Source organism: Ruegeria sp. CDSA141, from assembly GCF_059612005.1.
Genome location: NZ_JBXWPT010000002.1, coordinates 347830 through 364830, shown reverse-complemented (window position 1 = coordinate 364830; position 17001 = coordinate 347830). Strand labels below are relative to the sequence as shown.

The window sequence follows — 17001 nt, the reverse complement described above, 5'->3', positions numbered from 1 at the left end:
AACGGGAAAAGCGGAACCACGCGTCAGTCTTCAAGAATTTGACGCAGACGTTCTTTTTCGTCGTCGCTCAACGCCGCGGAGTCAACCGAAGCATGAGCCTTGGCCCGGGCTCGGAGAAAGTTCAGCCCAACCGCTGCAGCGATCAACAGCATGATGGGCCCTGCCAACCACAAAAGCAGGTTCGAGCCGCTGGTGGTCGGCTTCAGAAGGACGTATTCGCCAAACCGATCTACGATAAACGCGATGGCCTGTTCGTCCGTATCCCCTGCGACCAACCGTTCCCGCAGCAGCAGACGCAGGTCTCGGGCCAGATCTGCGTTGCTTTCGTCAATGCTTTCATTGCGACACACAAGGCAACGCAATCCGGCGCTGAGGTCGCGTGCCCGTTGTTCCAGAACAGGATCATCCAGTACTTCGTCAGGCTGAACCGCAAAGACAGGTGATGCGAGCATCATCAGAATCAGAACAAGGCGTTTCATTCTGCAGGTACTCCGCCAACCGGGGTCTTTCTGGCACCTGCGGCCACGCGGAACCGCCTGTCACACAGGCTCAGGACACCGCCGAGCGCCATCAGGATACATCCACCCCAGATCCAGTTTGCCAGCGGCTTGATATAGGTTCGCATGACCCAGCCGCCATCTGCCTGTTGATCGCCGATCACGACATAGAGATCCCCAAGGAAACGATAATCGATGGCGGCTTCTGTCGTGGGCATTCGCGCAACGGGGTAATCCCGTTTTTCGGGATGCAATGTCCCGATCGGGCGGCCATTCTTTTCAATCAGAACATCCGCCGTGGTCGAGAAATAGTTCGGCCCCTCAACCCGACGGACGTCTTGCAGCGTCAGTGTGAACTGCCCGACTTCGAAAGGTTGTTTGAGCTGAGCGACGCGAATATCCTCGTCCTCCCACGCCGTCAGGCCGGCAATGGCAAAGATAGTGACCCCCAGTCCGGTATGAGCGACGGCTTTGCCCCAATCCGCGCCCGGCAGACGGAACAAGCGCTTCAGACTGCCGTTGCGACCGGTACGGCTCCACAAATCAACTGTGGCGCCAAACGTAATCCACGCCCCAAGGAACAGACCCACTGGCCCCAAAGCGCTGCGCCCGGTCTGCATCGCCCAAACCAACAGGGAAATCGCCAGAGCCAGACCAAAGGCATAACGCAGGGACCAAGCTGTCTTTCCAATCCGCCCGCGTTTCCACGGCAGCATTGATCCAATCGGCAGAATCAATCCCAGCAGCACCATGAACGGTGAAAAAGCAGCATTGAAAAACGGAGCCCCAACCGAGAGCTTTCGATCAAACATCATCTCGGCCAACATCGGCCACATGGTGCCGACAAAAACCACGAAACAACTGACCGCCAACAACACGTTGTTCACGATCAGCGCGCTTTCACGGCTGACCATGCCGAAGACGCCCTTGGCCTCCATCGCCTGCGCCCGTGCTGCAAACAAGGTCAGCGCGCCACCGATAAAGATCACCAGAATGAACAGAATAAAGACACCACGCTCGGGATCATTGGCGAAGGCGTGAACCGACGTCAGCAGCCCTGAACGAACGATGAATGTCCCGATCAACGAAAACCCGAATGCAATGATCGCCAGCAGGATGGTCCAGCTTTTCAGCGCCTCGCGCTTTTCCACAACGATTGCGGAATGCAGCAGCGCCGCCGCCAGAAGCCATGGCATGAACGAAGCGTTTTCAACCGGGTCCCAGAACCAGAAACCGCCCCAGCCCAGCTCATAATAGGCCCACCAGGAACCCAGTGCGATACCTATGGTCAGAAAGACCCAGGCAGCCAGCGTCCATGGGCGAACCCATCGCCCCCAGGCCGCATCGATACGCCCTTCGATCAGTGCCGCGATGGCAAAGCTGAAAGCCATGCTCAGACCCACATAGCCGAGATACAGAAATGGCGGGTGGAAAGCCAAACCGGGATCCTGCAGGAGAGGGTTCAGATCGCGACCGTCGAATGGTGCTATTGCCAGCCGGTCAAACGGGTTCGAAGTTAACAGAATGAATGCGAAAAACGCGACTGCGATGGATGATTGTACCGCCAGCACACGCGCCTTCAGGCTTGGTGGCAACCCGCCCCCGAAGAAAGCTGCCATCGCTCCGAACAGAGTGACAATCAGCACCCACAGCAGCATCGACCCCTCGTGGTTCCCCCACGTCCCGCTGATCTTGTAAAGCATAGGCTTTGCTGAGTGACTGTTTTCGACCACGATCCGCAGCGAAAAATCCGACATTATGAAAGCCCAGATCAGCGCACCGAAGGAAAACGCAGTTAGCAGGAACTGGACGATGGCAGCAGGCTCTGCAAACGCCATCCAGCCGGTCCAGTTTTTTGAAGCGCCGATCAAAGGCACCACGCTTTGCACGATGGCAACGAAAAAGGCGAGGATAAGGGCGAAGTGGCCGAGCTCTGTAATCATGTCCCGGAATATACTCCGAGGCCGAACCGGGGGCCATTAACTTTCGCATGATCCGGGGGCACATAGTGTCGCGGGTCAGCGCCCCCGAAGCCTGCGCCAATCGTTCAGTGCAGGGTTCGCGTCGAGATGTGAGGCGTTCTGTATCAGGTTGGCATCGGGGCCAGGGTCGGCGACGCCCGGACTGTCGCTGCGCATGGCCCGTACCGTTTCTATGTTTCCCATGACCGTCGGCAAGCGCTGCATCGCTGCACCTATATCCCGCTGAAAATCCTGCATTTTGATCTGATGGCGCGCACCGAAATAGAAAGACACAATCACGCCCAGCAACCACCAAAGAGGTTCCGGCACCAGTGCAATGCCCTGCATACGTTCGGCAAACCACAGTGGATTTACCATTGCGGCAACGAACAATCCCAGCGTTCCAAGTGCCAAAGCCGGGCGCGGCAACCGGTTGACACCATCCATGACGCGGTCGAACAGGCCTTTCTCAGCAACCTGAAACTCTCCGCCAAACTGCATCATGGCCTGGCTTTGCAACTCTGTTGTTCTCTGAGCACGAGACTCAGCGTTTTCCCGGTATATTTCAACCGTTTCACGCACAGCGTTGCGACCGCCCCCGAACAACAGCGCCAATACTCCCGAAATCAGCCCCATGCCGAAACCCTTTCGTTGAATTCACTTACTGACAAACGATAGCGCGGCGACAGAAACTCTTCGGCCCTCTTGATCCAGCCTCCTTTGCCCCCGGACCGGGTGCGCGCGTATTTTCTGGATGCCGGGCGTTTGTCGGCGAGCCGAAAGTAATAGTTCCGCCGAGCCACGCCGTACGCATCGCGCAGCGCAATGGGATCAGGCTGTGCCGCCTCTTCGCACGCCTGCGCCGTTTGCAGGCCGATCACGCCATCTGCCACAACTTCAAATCCCATTTCACGCAATAGCCGTTGCAGAATTTTCACCGCCTGTGCACCCGCATTCACACACATATCGAAGACAGAAGCATGCAGAACCTCTGGCAGCAGCGCGATACGCGGTTTTTCAAAGTAGTGCTGAACAAAGATATCGACTGCCTCGCGCCGAGTAAGCGCCCGAACGTCCATTTCGTCAACCAGCCCATCCCCGGTCAGATCCAATCCAAACCTGCGCATAGTATGGATCGTGACACCAAACTTGGTTGTCCCGCCCGGATCGTCCGGGTCGCTTACGAACCCGCCTTCCCGATGCACAATTTCTTTGGCAATCTGCCGAACCGTTTGCATGGCGCCCTCATTTCGTTGAATGGCGCTGACGATCCTGAAAAAGGATTAACAAGCTCGAATGATTAAGGGCGCTGCCCGCATCCCGCGCGCAACGCCCTCAATACGAAATCCGGTTGGATCAGCTGTCTTCGGCCTCTTTGTATACACCCTGTTCCTTCAACGCGTCCACGACTTCCTTAGGCATGTAAGTCTCGTCATGTTTTGCAAGAATTTCAGTGGCTTCAAACACGCCGTTCACGTAGCTTCCGGTGCCCACCATACCCTGATTTTCAGAGAACAGGTCAGGCAGGACGCCGGTAAAAGAAACCTTGACGCTTTCGCCGCCATCGGTAACGACAAAGCGCACGGTTTCACCCTGCCCACGGATGATCGAACCTTCTTCGACCAGGCCGCCAATCCGAAAGACCTCGGTCGGTTTGGGTGGTTCGGCAATCACCTGGCTTGGCGAGCGGAAAAAGTTGATCCCATCGCGCATGGCATACCCAATCAACGCCGTCGACGCCACCAAGGCAACGACAGCTACCAGAATGACTTGTACTCGGCGACGTTTCTTGAGCGTTTTCATACCATCCTCACGGGAATAACGGAGCCATCATCAGGCCTTGGGTTTCAATCTCACCTAACATCAGGTTGGCGTTCTGCAAGGCTTGGCCGCTGCTACCTTTTGTCAGGTTATCCAGCGCCGCGATCACGATCGCGCGCCGTTCGATCCGATCTGCCACAACACCGACATGACAGAAGTTGGACCCGCGCACATGGTGGGTCGACGGTGTCTCGCCCATTGGCAGCATCTGAATGAAAGGCTCGTCCGCGTACGCCTTTGCAAGCGTTTCATAGATGCTCAGCGGGTCGCCTTTTACGTATGTCGTGGCCAGAATGCCCCTGTTAGCAGGGATAAGGTGCGGTGTGAACTGCACATGAACCGTACGCCCGGCCAGTTTGGAAAACTCCTGATCGAATTCGCCCAGATGCCTGTGGGTCCCGCCGACGGCATAGGCATTGGCGCCCTCGCTCAGTTCAGCGTGCAGCAGGTTTTCTTTCAGCGACCGCCCTGCCCCGGAAACAGCGCATTTCAGATCCAGCACGATATCGTCCAGATCAATCACTCCGGCAGAAATCAGCGGCCGAAGAAGGTATTGCCCGGTTGCCGCATTGCACCCCGTGCCCGCCACCAGTCGCGCGTCCCGAATTTCGTCGCGATAGAACTCGGTCAGGCCATAAACGGCCTCTTCCTGCTGCTCGAGCGCGGTATGCGGGTTTCCGTACCACTTTTCATATTCGTCCGGGTCAGTCAGCCGGAAGTCAGCAGACAGGTCGATGATCTTCAGATCCTTGGGCAGCGCACTGATCACTTCCTGACTGGTCTTGTGTGGGAGGGCACAAAAACACAGATCGATCCGGGAAAAATCGATCTCGGAAATCTTGCACAGATCCGGCAGGTCCATGTGGCGCAGATGGGGAAAAACCTGCGCCATTGTCATTCCCGCCTTCCGTTCAGCGGCCAGCGCAACGATATCCATGTTCGGGTGTTCGGCGATCAGCCGCACCAGTTCCGCGCCGGTATAGCCCGAGGCGCCCAGAATTGCGATTTTATGGGTCATGTCAGACCTCTTCTCAACGTGTGTCACATGTTACGACCGACGATGCGACGGCCTTGAAATAAAGAAAGCAGAACGGCCGCGTCCTTGACCTAAGTCAGGCGGCCTCGAATGTGATTTGTCGTCGGAGGAACTGAGTTGCCCGATCGCTCACCACATTGGGTTTCCCCGTTGTCAGGAATCCTCCCGGGCCGGTACCCAACATGTTGGGGTGGCGATGCAAATAATCCGCAAGGCTTTCAGCAACCAGCGCTCCCTGGCTGTAGACCTGTACGTCAGGTCCCAATGCCGCCTGAAATGCTTCGGCCATCAGCGGGTAATGCGTACAGCCCAGAATGGCTGCCTGCGGTTCGGGCATCTTGCGTTTGAGAGCATCCACATGGCTGCGCACCAGCGCCTCGGCCAGGATCATGTCACCGTCTTCAATGGCATCCACAACGCCACCACATGCCTGCGCCTCGACATCCACGCCAATTGCCCGGAACGCCAGCTCGCGCTGAAAGGCCCGGCTGGATACAGTCGCGGGCGTGGCGAACAAGGCGACATGCTTGACCGCCACTTCGCGTGGTGGGGAATTGTCGCCCCATTGCCGTTCGGTCAGGGCTTCGATCAATGGAACAAAGACACCGAGAACCCTTTTGCCGTCGGGCACGCCTTCTTCCTGCATCCGACGCAGCGCCGCTGCACTGGCGGTGTTGCAAGCCAGAATCACCAGATTGCAGCCGCGATCCCAAAGGTCCTGCACGGCCTTTCGGGTCAGCTGATAGATGTCCTCGGCATCGCGCACACCGTACGGGGCATGCGCGCTGTCCGCGTAATACAGGAAATCAACGTCAGGCAGACGTGTCTGCGCGGCGCTCAGGACGGTAAGACCGCCCAATCCGGAATCAAAGATACCTACTGCCATTAGCCCCTTCAGGCGCGATGCCGTTCCTCAAACTCGTAGCCATAGTCATACGACTTCAGCGGTGTCGGAGACAGCTCATACGTCGCTTTGCGCAGGAAATCCATCATCTTGCGCGTATCCTTGCCCAGCGGGTCCAGAATGTCGCGTCCGATCGGCGCGCCAATCACCACATTGACCGGGGTATCGACACGTTTTTTGAATTCCTTGATCAGCAGTCCCATGCGCAGTGTGTTATGCATATGGCTTGCGATCTGAAACAGACGTGAGGTGTGCCCGTCGAAGAAAACCGGAACTACAGTGGCGTTGGATTTGGCTACCATACGGGCCGTAAAACCGCGCCAACCCGGATCCATGGGATACGCGAACGGATTAACGCCAGTGCTGACCGTACCACCAGGGAAAATCCCGATCGCGCCACCATCCCCAAGGTAGTTCAACGCGGTTTTTCGCGTATCCAGGTTCAGCTTCAACGCTTCTTTCGTATCATCAAACGAAACTGGTAAAACGATACGGTTCAGGTCTTCGGCCTTGCGGAAAACGCGATTTGCAAGAATTCGGAAATCACCACGGGTCTGAGATAAAATGTGACCCATCATCAGGCCATCCAGAATTCCATACGGATGGTTTGCAATCAGGATAAGGGGACCCTCTTTGGGGATATTCGCCAGTGCGCCACCAACGACATCCAAGGTCAATCCATAGCGATCGACCATAACCGACCAGAAATCGCGACCCTTTGCGACCTCTTTCTCGTACCCGTCCGCCCGTTTTATCAGACGCAACCGGCCCGTGGTGTTTTCCATCAGCCTGATAACCAACCGCCCCCCCCTGGTTTCGGCGGAATGGGCATACGAGATGTCACGAACGACATGACGGCGAGAAGACATGTAGGGCTCCGTTTTGCTGCACGCAAAATAAATGCAAGCAGCAGTTTTGACCAGCTATCGTGACACCCTAGTGACGATTTACTCCGCTGCGGCCTGCAATTCTGGCCCACCGCTGCGGATGGATGCCAGCAACTCCTCTCTCCGCTTGGCAGCTTTGGCCTCTTTTTCCCGCAGTACCGGCCCAAATCCGCGGATATCCAACGGTAAGCGGGCCAAAGCGGAAATCGCATCACGCGTCTCCTGCGACACCAGGGGCAAAACTTCGCGCATGTCCTTTTCATACTGGCGGATCAGGGCGCGTTCCATCTTGCGTTCGGATGAATACCCGAAAATGTCCAGAGGCGTCCCGCGCAACGCTTTCAGTTTGGTCAACAGTTTCAACGCAGTCATGATGGATTCGCTGAACGCACGCTTTTTTGGCCTGCCGTTGCTGCCCGATCCTCCGAATATCGGCGGGGCCAGATGGAAGGTCATCTTGAAGTCACCATCAAACTCTGCCGCCGCCTTTTCCCGACTGGTCAGCAGAAGGCGCGCAACTTCGTACTCGTCCTTGTACGACAACAGCTTGTGATAGCCATTTGCCACCGCTTCGCGTACATCCGCGTCCTCTACACTGTCCACCAGCTTGCGGTACCGCTTGGCCAGCCGTGCACCTTGATAGTCCGTCAGGTGCTGGGCACGGAACGCAATGATCTGGTCCAGTGACTTGGGCATTTCAGCCAGGGTTGGGGAAAGGATGGATTGTACTTCTTCTGGATGCAGAACCGCCCAACGGCCGACATCAAACGCGCGCTTGTTGCGTTCGACTGCTGCGCCGTTCAACTCAATGGCCTCAAATATCGCCTGATGGCTGACCGGCAACAGTCCGCGCTGCCAGGTCGCGCCGAAGATCATCATGTTGGAATAGATTGAATCCCCCATCACTGCGCGCGCCAGTTCGGTCGCATCAAACAGCGAGACATCTTCTTTCAACCGCGCTTGCAGGGCCAGTTCCAGCTGATCCGTCGGAATGCTGAACTCGGTATCACGCGTGAAGTCGCCAGTCACCGTTTCATGGCTGTTCACGACGGCACCCGTACGTCCGGTACGCGTCAGGCCTAACGTTTTTGCGCCGGCCGAGACCACCAGATCACCGCCAATCAGCGCATGGGCTTCGCCAGTGGCGACACGTATCGCGCTGATGTCCTCGGGGCGGTTGGCCAATCTGCAGTGGATGTGAACTGCGCCGCCTTTCTGCGCGAGGCCCGCCATTTCCATCATGCCCGCGCCTTTTCCGTCAATCTGCGCCGCCTGCGCCAGGATGGCGCCAATGGTGACGACACCCGTACCGCCAACACCGGTAATCACGACGTTGTGCGTGCCGGTGATCTTCGGCAGATCCGGTGTTGGCAGATCCGGCAGATCAATTTCGGTCGTCGCCTCCTTGCGAATTTTCGCACCCTCAAGCGTCACAAAAGATGGGCAGAAACCGTTCAAGCATGAAAAATCCTTGTTGCAGCTTGATTGGTCAATGGCGCGCTTGCGACCCAGTTCAGTTTGCTTGGGAACGATCGAAACGCAGTTTGACTGTACGCCGCAATCACCACAGCCTTCGCATACATCGGTGTTGATGAACACTCGCTTGTCGGGATCGGGGAATGTACCGCGCTTGCGGCGGCGGCGCTTTTCGGCGGCGCAGGTTTGAACATAAACGATGACCGAAACACCCTCGATCTCGCGAAACTTCTCCTGCACCTGCATGAGGTCGGCTCGCTCGAATGTCTGAACGCTGGCGGGCAAAGCCTTGAAGTTGACGTCTTCCTTTTCGTCATAAACCAGAGCCACCTCTCGAACACCCATTGCCTTGACCTCGGCAACAATCCGTTCGGCAGTCAGGTCACCTTCATTGTCCTGCCCGCCGGTCATGGCGACCGCGTCGTTGAACAGTATCTTGAAGGTGATGTTGGTACCTGCGGACAACGCCGCCCGGATCGCCTGAACGCCCGAATGGTTGTACGTGCCATCGCCAAGGTTCTGGAACACATGCTTGGTTGTCGAAAACGGTGCCTCGCCGATCCAGTTCGCGCCTTCCCCGCCCATTTGCGTGAATCCGGTCGTCTCGCGATCCATCCATTGTACCATGTAGTGACAGCCGATGCCGGCATAGGCGCGGCTGCCATCCGGCACCTTGGTCGAGCTGTTGTGTGGACAGCCGGAACAGAAATACGGAAGCCGTGTCGCAATTTCCTGCGCGTTGTCAGCCCGGCGCGCTTCTGACAAAGACGCCAGCCCGGCCCGGATACCATCAGTCTCGCGCCCCTCTTCAATCAGGATTTCGCCCAGCTTTTCAGCGATCATGATCGGGTCAAGCGCACCCCGCGTCGGGAACAGTTCTTCCCGGTGCAACGTCCCGGCACCGCCTTTGTACCAGCCATAGACCCGGCGTCCGCGCCGGTCGTCAAAGATGGCCTCTTTGACCTGTACCTCGATCAGCTTGCGCTTTTCTTCGACGATCACGATCAGGTCCAGCCCCTCGGCCCAGTCGTGGAAACCGGCCATATCCAGCGGGAAAGTCTGCCCCACCTTGTAGGTGGTAATGCCCAGACGCTCGGCCTCGGCTTCGTCAATATTCAGAAGCGAAAGTGCATGTGTCAGGTCCAGCCAGTTCTTGCCTGCCGCGACAAAGCCTATCTTGGCGCCGGGTTTACCCCACATCCGCCTGTCCAGCTTGTTGGCGTGTGAAAACGTCTCGGCCGCGAACCTCTTGTAGTCGATAACGCGCGTTTCCTGCAGATGCGGCGTGTCCCCCAATCGAATGTTCAATCCGCCATCCGGCATATCGAATTCAGGGATGACCACCTGCATTCGGTCCGGACTGCCATCCACGACCGAGGTGACTTCGATCGTGTCCTTCATCGTCTTCAGGCCGACCCAGACACCCGCGAAACGGCTGAGTGCAAATCCATAAATTCCATAATCGAGGATTTCCTGAACGCCAGCAGGGCTGACGATAGGCATATACATGTCGACCAGCGACCATTCCGACTGATGCAGCACCGTCGAGCTTTCGCCGGTATGGTCATCACCCATCGCCATGAGCACGCCGCCATGTTTGGCTGTACCCGCCATGTTTGCGTGGCGCATGACGTCACCGGATCGGTCAACGCCCGGACCCTTGCCATACCAAAGCCCGAATACCCCATCGAACTTGCCGTCGCCGCGCAGACCCGCCTGCTGGCTGCCCCAAAGTGCGGTGGCTGCCAGATCTTCGTTCAAACCGAACTGAAACGTGACATCGCTTTCGGCCAACGGCTTCTGAGCCCGCATCATTTGCTGATCTACGGCCCCCAAAGGAGACCCGCGGTATCCAGTGACCAATCCCGCGGTGTTAAGACCCGCTTGCCGGTCTCTGGCCTTTTGCATCAGCATCAAGCGCACAAGCGCCTGTGTTCCGTTCAGAAGAACGGGGTTTTTCTCAAGATCGAACCGGTCGTTCAGCGTTATCTGTGGCTGGCTCATCAGACGTCTCCCCTCGTCAGATCAGTGTGCTTTACTTAGGTTCATTTTAGGTCATAATTTCTGACCTGTATAGAATTTATCCACTGATATTTAACGATTTCGTCCTTTGAATGTAGAACTTGTTACCTATTTCATATAGGGCTTCTGAAAGATAACGAAAGTTGCGGCGATGGATTGGGACAAGCTTAGAATATTTCACGCGGTGGCCGATGCTGGCAGCCTCACGCACGCCGGAGACAAGCTTAATCTGTCTCAATCCGCCGTAAGCCGACAGATCCGTGCACTGGAAGAGTCGCTGGATGCCACTCTTTTCCACCGTCATGCCCGGGGGCTGATTCTTACTGAACAGGGTGAATTGCTGTTCGACGCCACATCCGCCATGTCCAAACGGCTTGATGCCGCTGCTGCGCGTATTCGGGACAGCGAAGAAGAGGTCTTTGGTGTCTTGCGGGTCACGACGACTTTCGGGTTCGGAACACTCTGGTTAGCCCCGCGCCTGCCCAAGCTGTACGAGCAATACCCTGATCTGAACATCGACCTGATGCTTGAAGAACGCGTTCTTGACCTGCCAATGCGCGAGGCCGACGTCGCCATCCGCATGAAAGAACCAAGCCAGGCTGATCTGGTGCGCAAACGTCTGATGACAGTTCAGATGATGTTGTATGCGACCCAGGACTATATCGACACTCATGGCGGCATGCTGCAATCACTGGACGAGATCAAGGACCACCGTCTGATCTGTCAGACCCCTGCGGCACCGCAGGTTGGAGCCAGTGCATCCATGGTGCGCCACCTGATGACCTATAATCCCGGCTCCTTGCTGACGGTGAACAACTATTTTGGCGTGCTTCAGGGCGTTTTGCACAATCTGGGTATCGGTGTCCTGCCCGATTATGTCACGCAGGATTTTCCGCACCTTGTGCCCATCCTGTCAGACATCGAAACCGCAGATGTCCCGGTCTACTTGGCCTACCCGGAAGAATTACGGCACTCAAAACGCGTTGGCGCGTTCCGAGATTTCGTGCAGGACGAAATCCTCGCGCAGCGCAAACAGCTGAAACAGATGGGAAAACTGTAGCTATGCGCATGCAGCATATCGGACATGAAGAGATCACAGGGTTAATTATCTTGAACGTTCACAAACTGACCCCTAAATGAGCACTCGAAGGCGGTGATGCTGAAACGCTCATCATCTTCATACCTCCCTGTTGGACTACGGCCGAGCTTATAGCTCGGCCTTTTTTTTGCCCAGGGCATTACATTAAGCCAGCGAAAGCTCTGGGAAAAAAACACGCATAGGCATATGATCCCAAAAAAACGATACAATTTCGTGTTTGAGGGAAAATACATGTTCCACCTACCCCGCCTCGTTTTGGCGATCATCTCCGCACTATTCTTGGCGGTGCCGCTATACGCACAAGACACAGGTTCAACTTCTACCGTGACCATTCCGGAAGACCTGACACCCGAACAGGTCGACGATCTGGTCGCGCGTATGTCCGATGACCAGGTTCGCGCCATTCTATTGGAACGCCTTGATGCCGTGGCGGAAAAACAAGCCGCCGAGAAGGCGAACGTAGAAGACCCGTTGACGGAAATAAGCGATATCTGGGCAGAGATGGTCACGTCTTGGACTCATGTTCTGACCACCGTTCCCAACATTGTCACGGCACAGATAACCGCGTTCAGCAATTTTAGAGACACGTTCGGAACGACTGGTGTCTTTACTCTGTTCGGGCTTGTCCTCTCAGTGCTTGTTGTCGGGTTTATTGCTGAAAAGCTGTTTATATTCCTGACCCGCCGCTGGCATGAGGCAACCGAAGCGGCGGACGAGGCCGATCTTTGGGGCGCCGTCAGCTACCTGTTTCGTCGGTTCTGCCGGGAAATCGCCGGGCTGATCGTATTCTATGTCGTGATACGCGCGGTCGGCCGCGGCCTTCTGACAACGGAACAGATCACCTATGCCGCTCCGTTTGTATTTTATCTTATCTGGGTGCCGCGTTTGGGTGCAGCGGCGTCACGCTTTGTTCTGGCACCGGAGAAACCTCAATTCCGGTTGGTCAACATAGACGACCACTGGGCAAAGTACCTGCATCGCAACCTGATCGGATTGTTGATCCTGATCGGGTTCACGCTGTTCGTCGTTCGGTTCAACGCGCTTAATGGCATCACGGGTGACGATACCCGCATTGGCTTCTGGCTGAACGCCGCAATTCACATCTATATCGCCGTAATCGCCTGGACTGCTCGCGAAGGGCTTTCGCAAATGATGCTGGGGACGGACCCGGACCATACGAAGTTCGATGAAGAAGTCGCGCATTATTACCCCTATTTTGCCATCGGCGTTTCGGTGGCGATCTGGCTGCTGGTTGAGTTTCTGGTCGCACAGCGCGACCCATCGACATTGAGGTTGCTGACCAACGGTGCACATTTCACAACCTTGTTCTGGTTGCTGATCGTCCCCGCGCTTGATACGCTGATCCGTGGTTTGGTGCGGCATTTGCAACCCCCCATGTCGGGCGAAGGCCCTCTTGCCGAACGCGCCTACCGTTCTGCGAAACGCAGCTATATCCGGATTGGTCGCGTTATCGCGGGCCTGGTCGTGGTTTTCATGATCGCACGCGCGTGGCACCTTGACCTGCGCAATGTCGCCTCAGCCGGTGTTGGTGCCGAAGTCGGCGGTGCTGTGATTGAGTTCCTGCTGATCATCGCCGTTGGCTATATCCTGAACGAGGTCGTCTCGTTGTGGATCAACCGTCGATTGGCAAGGGAACAAACTGCGGCCGAGGAGCTGGACGAAGAAGCAGGCGGTGAAGGCGGCGGTGCCGGTGGATCTCGTCTGGCGACCGTTTTGCCCCTGATGCGGATAACGGCCCAGATCACAATTGCCGTGATTTTTGGCCTGCTGGCACTGGGTGCATTAGGCATCAACATCACGCCGCTGCTGGCCGGTGCCGGTGTTCTGGGCCTGGCTATCGGCTTTGGCGCGCAGAAGCTGGTCGCTGATATCGTGGGCGGGGTATTCTTCCTGATCGACGATGCCTTCCGCGTTGGAGAATATGTCGACGTCGGCGGCACGATGGGAACGGTCGAGAAGATCTCGGTTCGCTCAATGCAGCTGCGTCACCATCGAGGTGCCGTGCATACGATCCCATATGGTGAGATTCAGAAGCTGACAAACTTCAGCCGTGACTGGGTTATCATGAAGCTGAAATTCACCGTGCCGTTTGATACCGACCCCAACAAGGTCAAGAAGATCTTCAAGAAGATCGGTGCCGAGATGATGGCCGACGAGACCCACAAGGATGGCTTCCTGCAACCCTTCAAATCGCAGGGCGTGTTCGACTTTGACGATGTCGGCATGATCATCCGCGGCAAGTTCATGGCCAAGCCCGGAAAACAATTCACACTGCGCAAGGAAATCTTCAACCGGGTCAAGGCAGCCTTCAAGGAAAACGGCATCGACTTTGCCCGCCGTGAGGTGCGTGTTGCGATGCCGGGGCAGGAAGAAGCCGAAAACCTGACCCCGGAACAGAAGGCCGCTGTAGGTGCCGCAGCCGCAGCTCAACTCAACAAAGACCAGGGGTCAGCGTAACCTTCGCGGTTTACGCCTTCGATTTGCGCCAGTACTGGGGTGCATTTCTTCGGAACCGGCAGTGATGCCGGTTCCGTTTTTCTTTGAAAGAAGCAACCTGCGCCGTCTTGACCCTTTCCACATGCGCGCGCTTGCCCTACAAGGCGCGCAATCTCGGCCCATTTGGACACAGGACAGAAGATGCAAGAGCCCGCCATCACACCCGATCTGATTGCTGCACATGGGCTCAAGCCCAAGGAATACGACATGATCCTCGAGATCATCGGGCGTGAACCTACTTTCACCGAGCTTGGCATTTTCTCGGCCATGTGGAACGAACACTGTTCCTACAAGTCTTCGAAGAAATGGTTGCGCACCCTGCCCACCTCTGGGCCTCAGGTGATTTGCGGCCCGGGTGAGAACGCAGGTGTGGTCGATATCGGCGACGGTCAGGCTGTGGTCTTCAAGATGGAAAGCCACAATCACCCGTCTTACATCGAACCTTATCAGGGTGCTGCGACCGGCGTGGGGGGCATCCTGCGCGACGTCTTCACGATGGGCGCACGCCCCATCGCGTCCATGAACGCTTTGTCCTTTGGCGAACCCGGCCATCACAAGACCCGCCAACTGGTCAATGGTGTGGTCGAAGGGATTGGCGGCTACGGAAACTGCTTTGGCGTGCCTTGCGTCGGTGGCGAAGTCCGCTTCCACCCTGCCTACAACGGTAACTGCCTGGTGAACGCATTTGCAGCCGGTCTGGCCGACAGTGACAAGATCTTCTACTCGGCTGCCTCGGGCGTAGGTATGCCCGTCGTCTACCTAGGTGCAAAAACCGGTCGCGACGGCGTGGGCGGCGCAACCATGGCATCCGCCGAGTTCGACGACACCATCGAAGAAAAGCGCCCCACCGTGCAGGTCGGCGACCCCTTCACCGAAAAACGCCTGATGGAGGCGACGCTGGAACTGATGCGGACCGGTGCGGTGATCTCGATCCAGGATATGGGCGCGGCGGGCCTGACCTGTTCCGCCGTTGAAATGGGCGACAAGGGCGGCCTTGGCGTGCGTCTTGATCTGGAAAATGTCCCCCAGCGCGAAGAAAACATGACAGCCTATGAGATGATGCTGTCCGAGTCCCAGGAGCGTATGCTGATGGTCCTCAAGCCCGAGCTTGAGGCCGAGGCCCGCGCCGTCTTCGAAAAATGGGATCTTGATTTCGCAATCGTTGGCGAAACGATTGCCGAAGACCGCTTCCTGATCATGCATAACGGCGAAGTCAAAGCCGATCTGGTTCTGTCCAAACTGTCTTCTACCGCGCCGGAATACGACCGCCCATGGGAGCCTACGCCAGAGGCAGAGGAACTGGCCGAAGTGCCTCAGATCGACCCGATTGACGGGCTGCGCGTTCTGCTCGCTTCGCCCAACTACGCAGGCAAGCAGTGGGTCTATGAACAGTACGACACCATGGTGATGGCGGATTCCGTCCGTACGCCGGGTCTGGGTGCGGGCATGGTTCGCGTCCACGGTACCGACAAGGTGCTTGCCTTCACATCCGACGTGACCCCGCGCTATGTGCGCGCAAACCCTTTTGAGGGCGGCAAACAAGCCGTGGCCGAAGCCTATCGCAACCTGACCGCCGTTGGCGCAAAGCCGCTGGCCACCACGGACAACCTGAACTTCGGCAACCCCGAAAAGCCCGAGATCATGGGCCAGTTTGTCGGTGCCATTCAGGGCATCGGCGCCGCCGTTGACGCGTTGGATATGCCGATCGTGTCGGGCAACGTGTCTCTATACAATGAGACCGACGGGCAGGCCATTCTACCAACCCCCACCATTGGTGCAGTCGGCCTGTTGCAGCACTCGGACGAGGTCATCGGCAACGAAGTGCGCGAAGGTCATGTCGCGCTGGTGATAGGTGAAACCAAGGGGCATCTGGGTCAGTCCGCCCTGTTGGCAGAGGTCTTCAACCGCGAAGACGGCGATGCACCTCATGTCGATCTGGATGCCGAAAAGCGCAACGGTGATTTCATCCGCGCCAACCGCGAAATGATCAAGGCCTGCACCGACCTCAGCGATGGCGGTATCGCTCAGGCTGCCTTCGAACTGGCGGAAGCCGCAGGCGTTGGCGTGTGTCTGGACGATGCGCCGACTGAGTTCCTGTTCGGTGAAGATCAGGCCCGCTATCTTGTTGCGTGCAATTTCGATCAGGCCGAGGCATTGATGATTGCTGCCGGTCAGACCGGCGTTCCGCTGAATGCGGTTGGTCGTTTCACCGGCGAGACGGTCAAGATCGGCAGCTCGGAAGCCTCGCTTGATGAACTTGCCGCAGTTTACCGCAACAGCTTTGCCGAGGCCGTAGCCTGACAACGCCACACGAAAACCAATGGAAACCCGCGCTGTTATCCCGTGGGGGTTTCGTTGTTATTGCATGAGCCAGCGCCCTTGCACGGCCGGTTCATGCGCTCTACATCTTGGGAAAGACCTTCTGGAGTTACCTACATGCCGATGAGCGCCCACGAAATCGAACACCTGCTGCGCGAAGCCTTTCCTGATGCCGAGATTCAGGTCGGTGGCCAGGACGGTGTTCATATGTCTGCCATGGTGGTGGACGAAAGCTTTCGCGGAAAGAACCGGGTACAACAGCAGCGTGCCGTTTATGCCGCGCTGAAAGGCAAGATGGATGGCCCGGATGGTGAGTTGCACGCGCTGGCGCTGACCACCAAAGTGCCGGAGTAAAATGGAACATGCGATTGTAATCTCAATTGCGGTCACTGTCTTTGTCGTGCTTGTCGCGCTATTGGCTTGGAGCCGATCCAAAAACGAACCGCAACCAAAGCGCGGATC

The 17001-nt window shown here is 56.9% G+C and carries 13 protein-coding genes; 4 read left to right on the top strand and 9 right to left on the bottom strand.

Annotated elements, in window-relative coordinates; genetic code table 11:
• Positions 1-23: 23 nt before the first annotated feature.
• The 9 genes from AC2FLP_RS05695 to AC2FLP_RS05655 all read right to left on the bottom strand — a co-directional run bounded on the left by AC2FLP_RS05695 (position 24) and on the right by AC2FLP_RS05655 (position 10586).
• Positions 24-479 carry a cytochrome c-type biogenesis protein gene (locus AC2FLP_RS05695; RefSeq protein WP_299636155.1) on the bottom strand — a complete coding sequence of 152 codons (456 nt, stop codon included), beginning with the start codon at positions 477-479 and terminating at the stop codon, positions 24-26.
• Positions 476-2440, bottom strand: a complete 1965-nt coding sequence (locus AC2FLP_RS05690) for a heme lyase CcmF/NrfE family subunit (protein ID WP_496682096.1) — start codon at positions 2438-2440, stop codon at positions 476-478. Before AC2FLP_RS05690 ends, AC2FLP_RS05695 begins: the two co-directional genes overlap by 4 nt.
• A 75-nt stretch (positions 2441-2515) precedes the next feature.
• The gene (locus AC2FLP_RS05685; protein ID WP_299896836.1) at positions 2516-3094 is read right to left on the bottom strand and encodes a holin family protein; all 579 of its coding nucleotides are present in this window, start codon (positions 3092-3094) and stop codon (positions 2516-2518) included.
• Positions 3085-3696, bottom strand: coding sequence for a holin-associated N-acetylmuramidase (locus AC2FLP_RS05680; RefSeq protein WP_299896833.1), 612 nt, complete (start codon positions 3694-3696; stop codon positions 3085-3087). Before AC2FLP_RS05680 ends, AC2FLP_RS05685 begins: the two co-directional genes overlap by 10 nt.
• A 118-nt stretch (positions 3697-3814) precedes the next feature.
• Positions 3815-4261, bottom strand: coding sequence for a cytochrome c maturation protein CcmE (ccmE, locus tag AC2FLP_RS05675; RefSeq protein ID WP_299636146.1), 447 nt, complete (start codon positions 4259-4261; stop codon positions 3815-3817).
• A gap of 7 nt (positions 4262-4268) precedes the next feature.
• Entirely contained in the window at positions 4269-5297 is a 1029-nt protein-coding gene (argC, locus tag AC2FLP_RS05670) for an N-acetyl-gamma-glutamyl-phosphate reductase (protein ID WP_496682093.1), read from the bottom strand.
• 94 nt (positions 5298-5391) lie between these two features.
• Complete coding sequence (locus AC2FLP_RS05665; protein ID WP_496682090.1) at positions 5392-6201, bottom strand: glutamate racemase; 810 nt, start codon at positions 6199-6201, stop codon at positions 5392-5394.
• Positions 6202-6209: 8 nt separating this feature from the next.
• Entirely contained in the window at positions 6210-7088 is an 879-nt protein-coding gene (locus tag AC2FLP_RS05660) for a lysophospholipid acyltransferase family protein (protein WP_496682087.1), read from the bottom strand.
• A 78-nt stretch (positions 7089-7166) separates the two neighbouring features.
• Positions 7167-10586, bottom strand: coding sequence for an indolepyruvate ferredoxin oxidoreductase family protein (locus AC2FLP_RS05655; RefSeq protein WP_496682084.1), 3420 nt, complete (start codon positions 10584-10586; stop codon positions 7167-7169).
• 169 nt (positions 10587-10755) lie between these two features.
• On the opposite strand from AC2FLP_RS05655, the gene AC2FLP_RS05650 reads away from it, so the two are divergent.
• From AC2FLP_RS05650 to AC2FLP_RS05635, 4 genes are all read left to right on the top strand, one after another.
• Positions 10756-11664, top strand: coding sequence for a LysR family transcriptional regulator (locus tag AC2FLP_RS05650; protein WP_496682082.1), 909 nt, complete (start codon positions 10756-10758; stop codon positions 11662-11664).
• Positions 11665-11934: 270 nt separating this feature from the next.
• Entirely contained in the window at positions 11935-14181 is a 2247-nt protein-coding gene (locus tag AC2FLP_RS05645) for a mechanosensitive ion channel family protein (RefSeq protein WP_496682080.1), read from the top strand.
• Between the two features lie 180 nt (positions 14182-14361).
• Complete coding sequence (gene purL, locus AC2FLP_RS05640; RefSeq protein ID WP_496682077.1) at positions 14362-16521, top strand: phosphoribosylformylglycinamidine synthase subunit PurL; 2160 nt, start codon at positions 14362-14364, stop codon at positions 16519-16521.
• A 135-nt stretch (positions 16522-16656) separates the two neighbouring features.
• Positions 16657-16893, top strand: coding sequence for a BolA/IbaG family iron-sulfur metabolism protein (locus AC2FLP_RS05635; protein ID WP_117869058.1), 237 nt, complete (start codon positions 16657-16659; stop codon positions 16891-16893).
• Positions 16894-17001 lie beyond the last annotated feature (108 nt).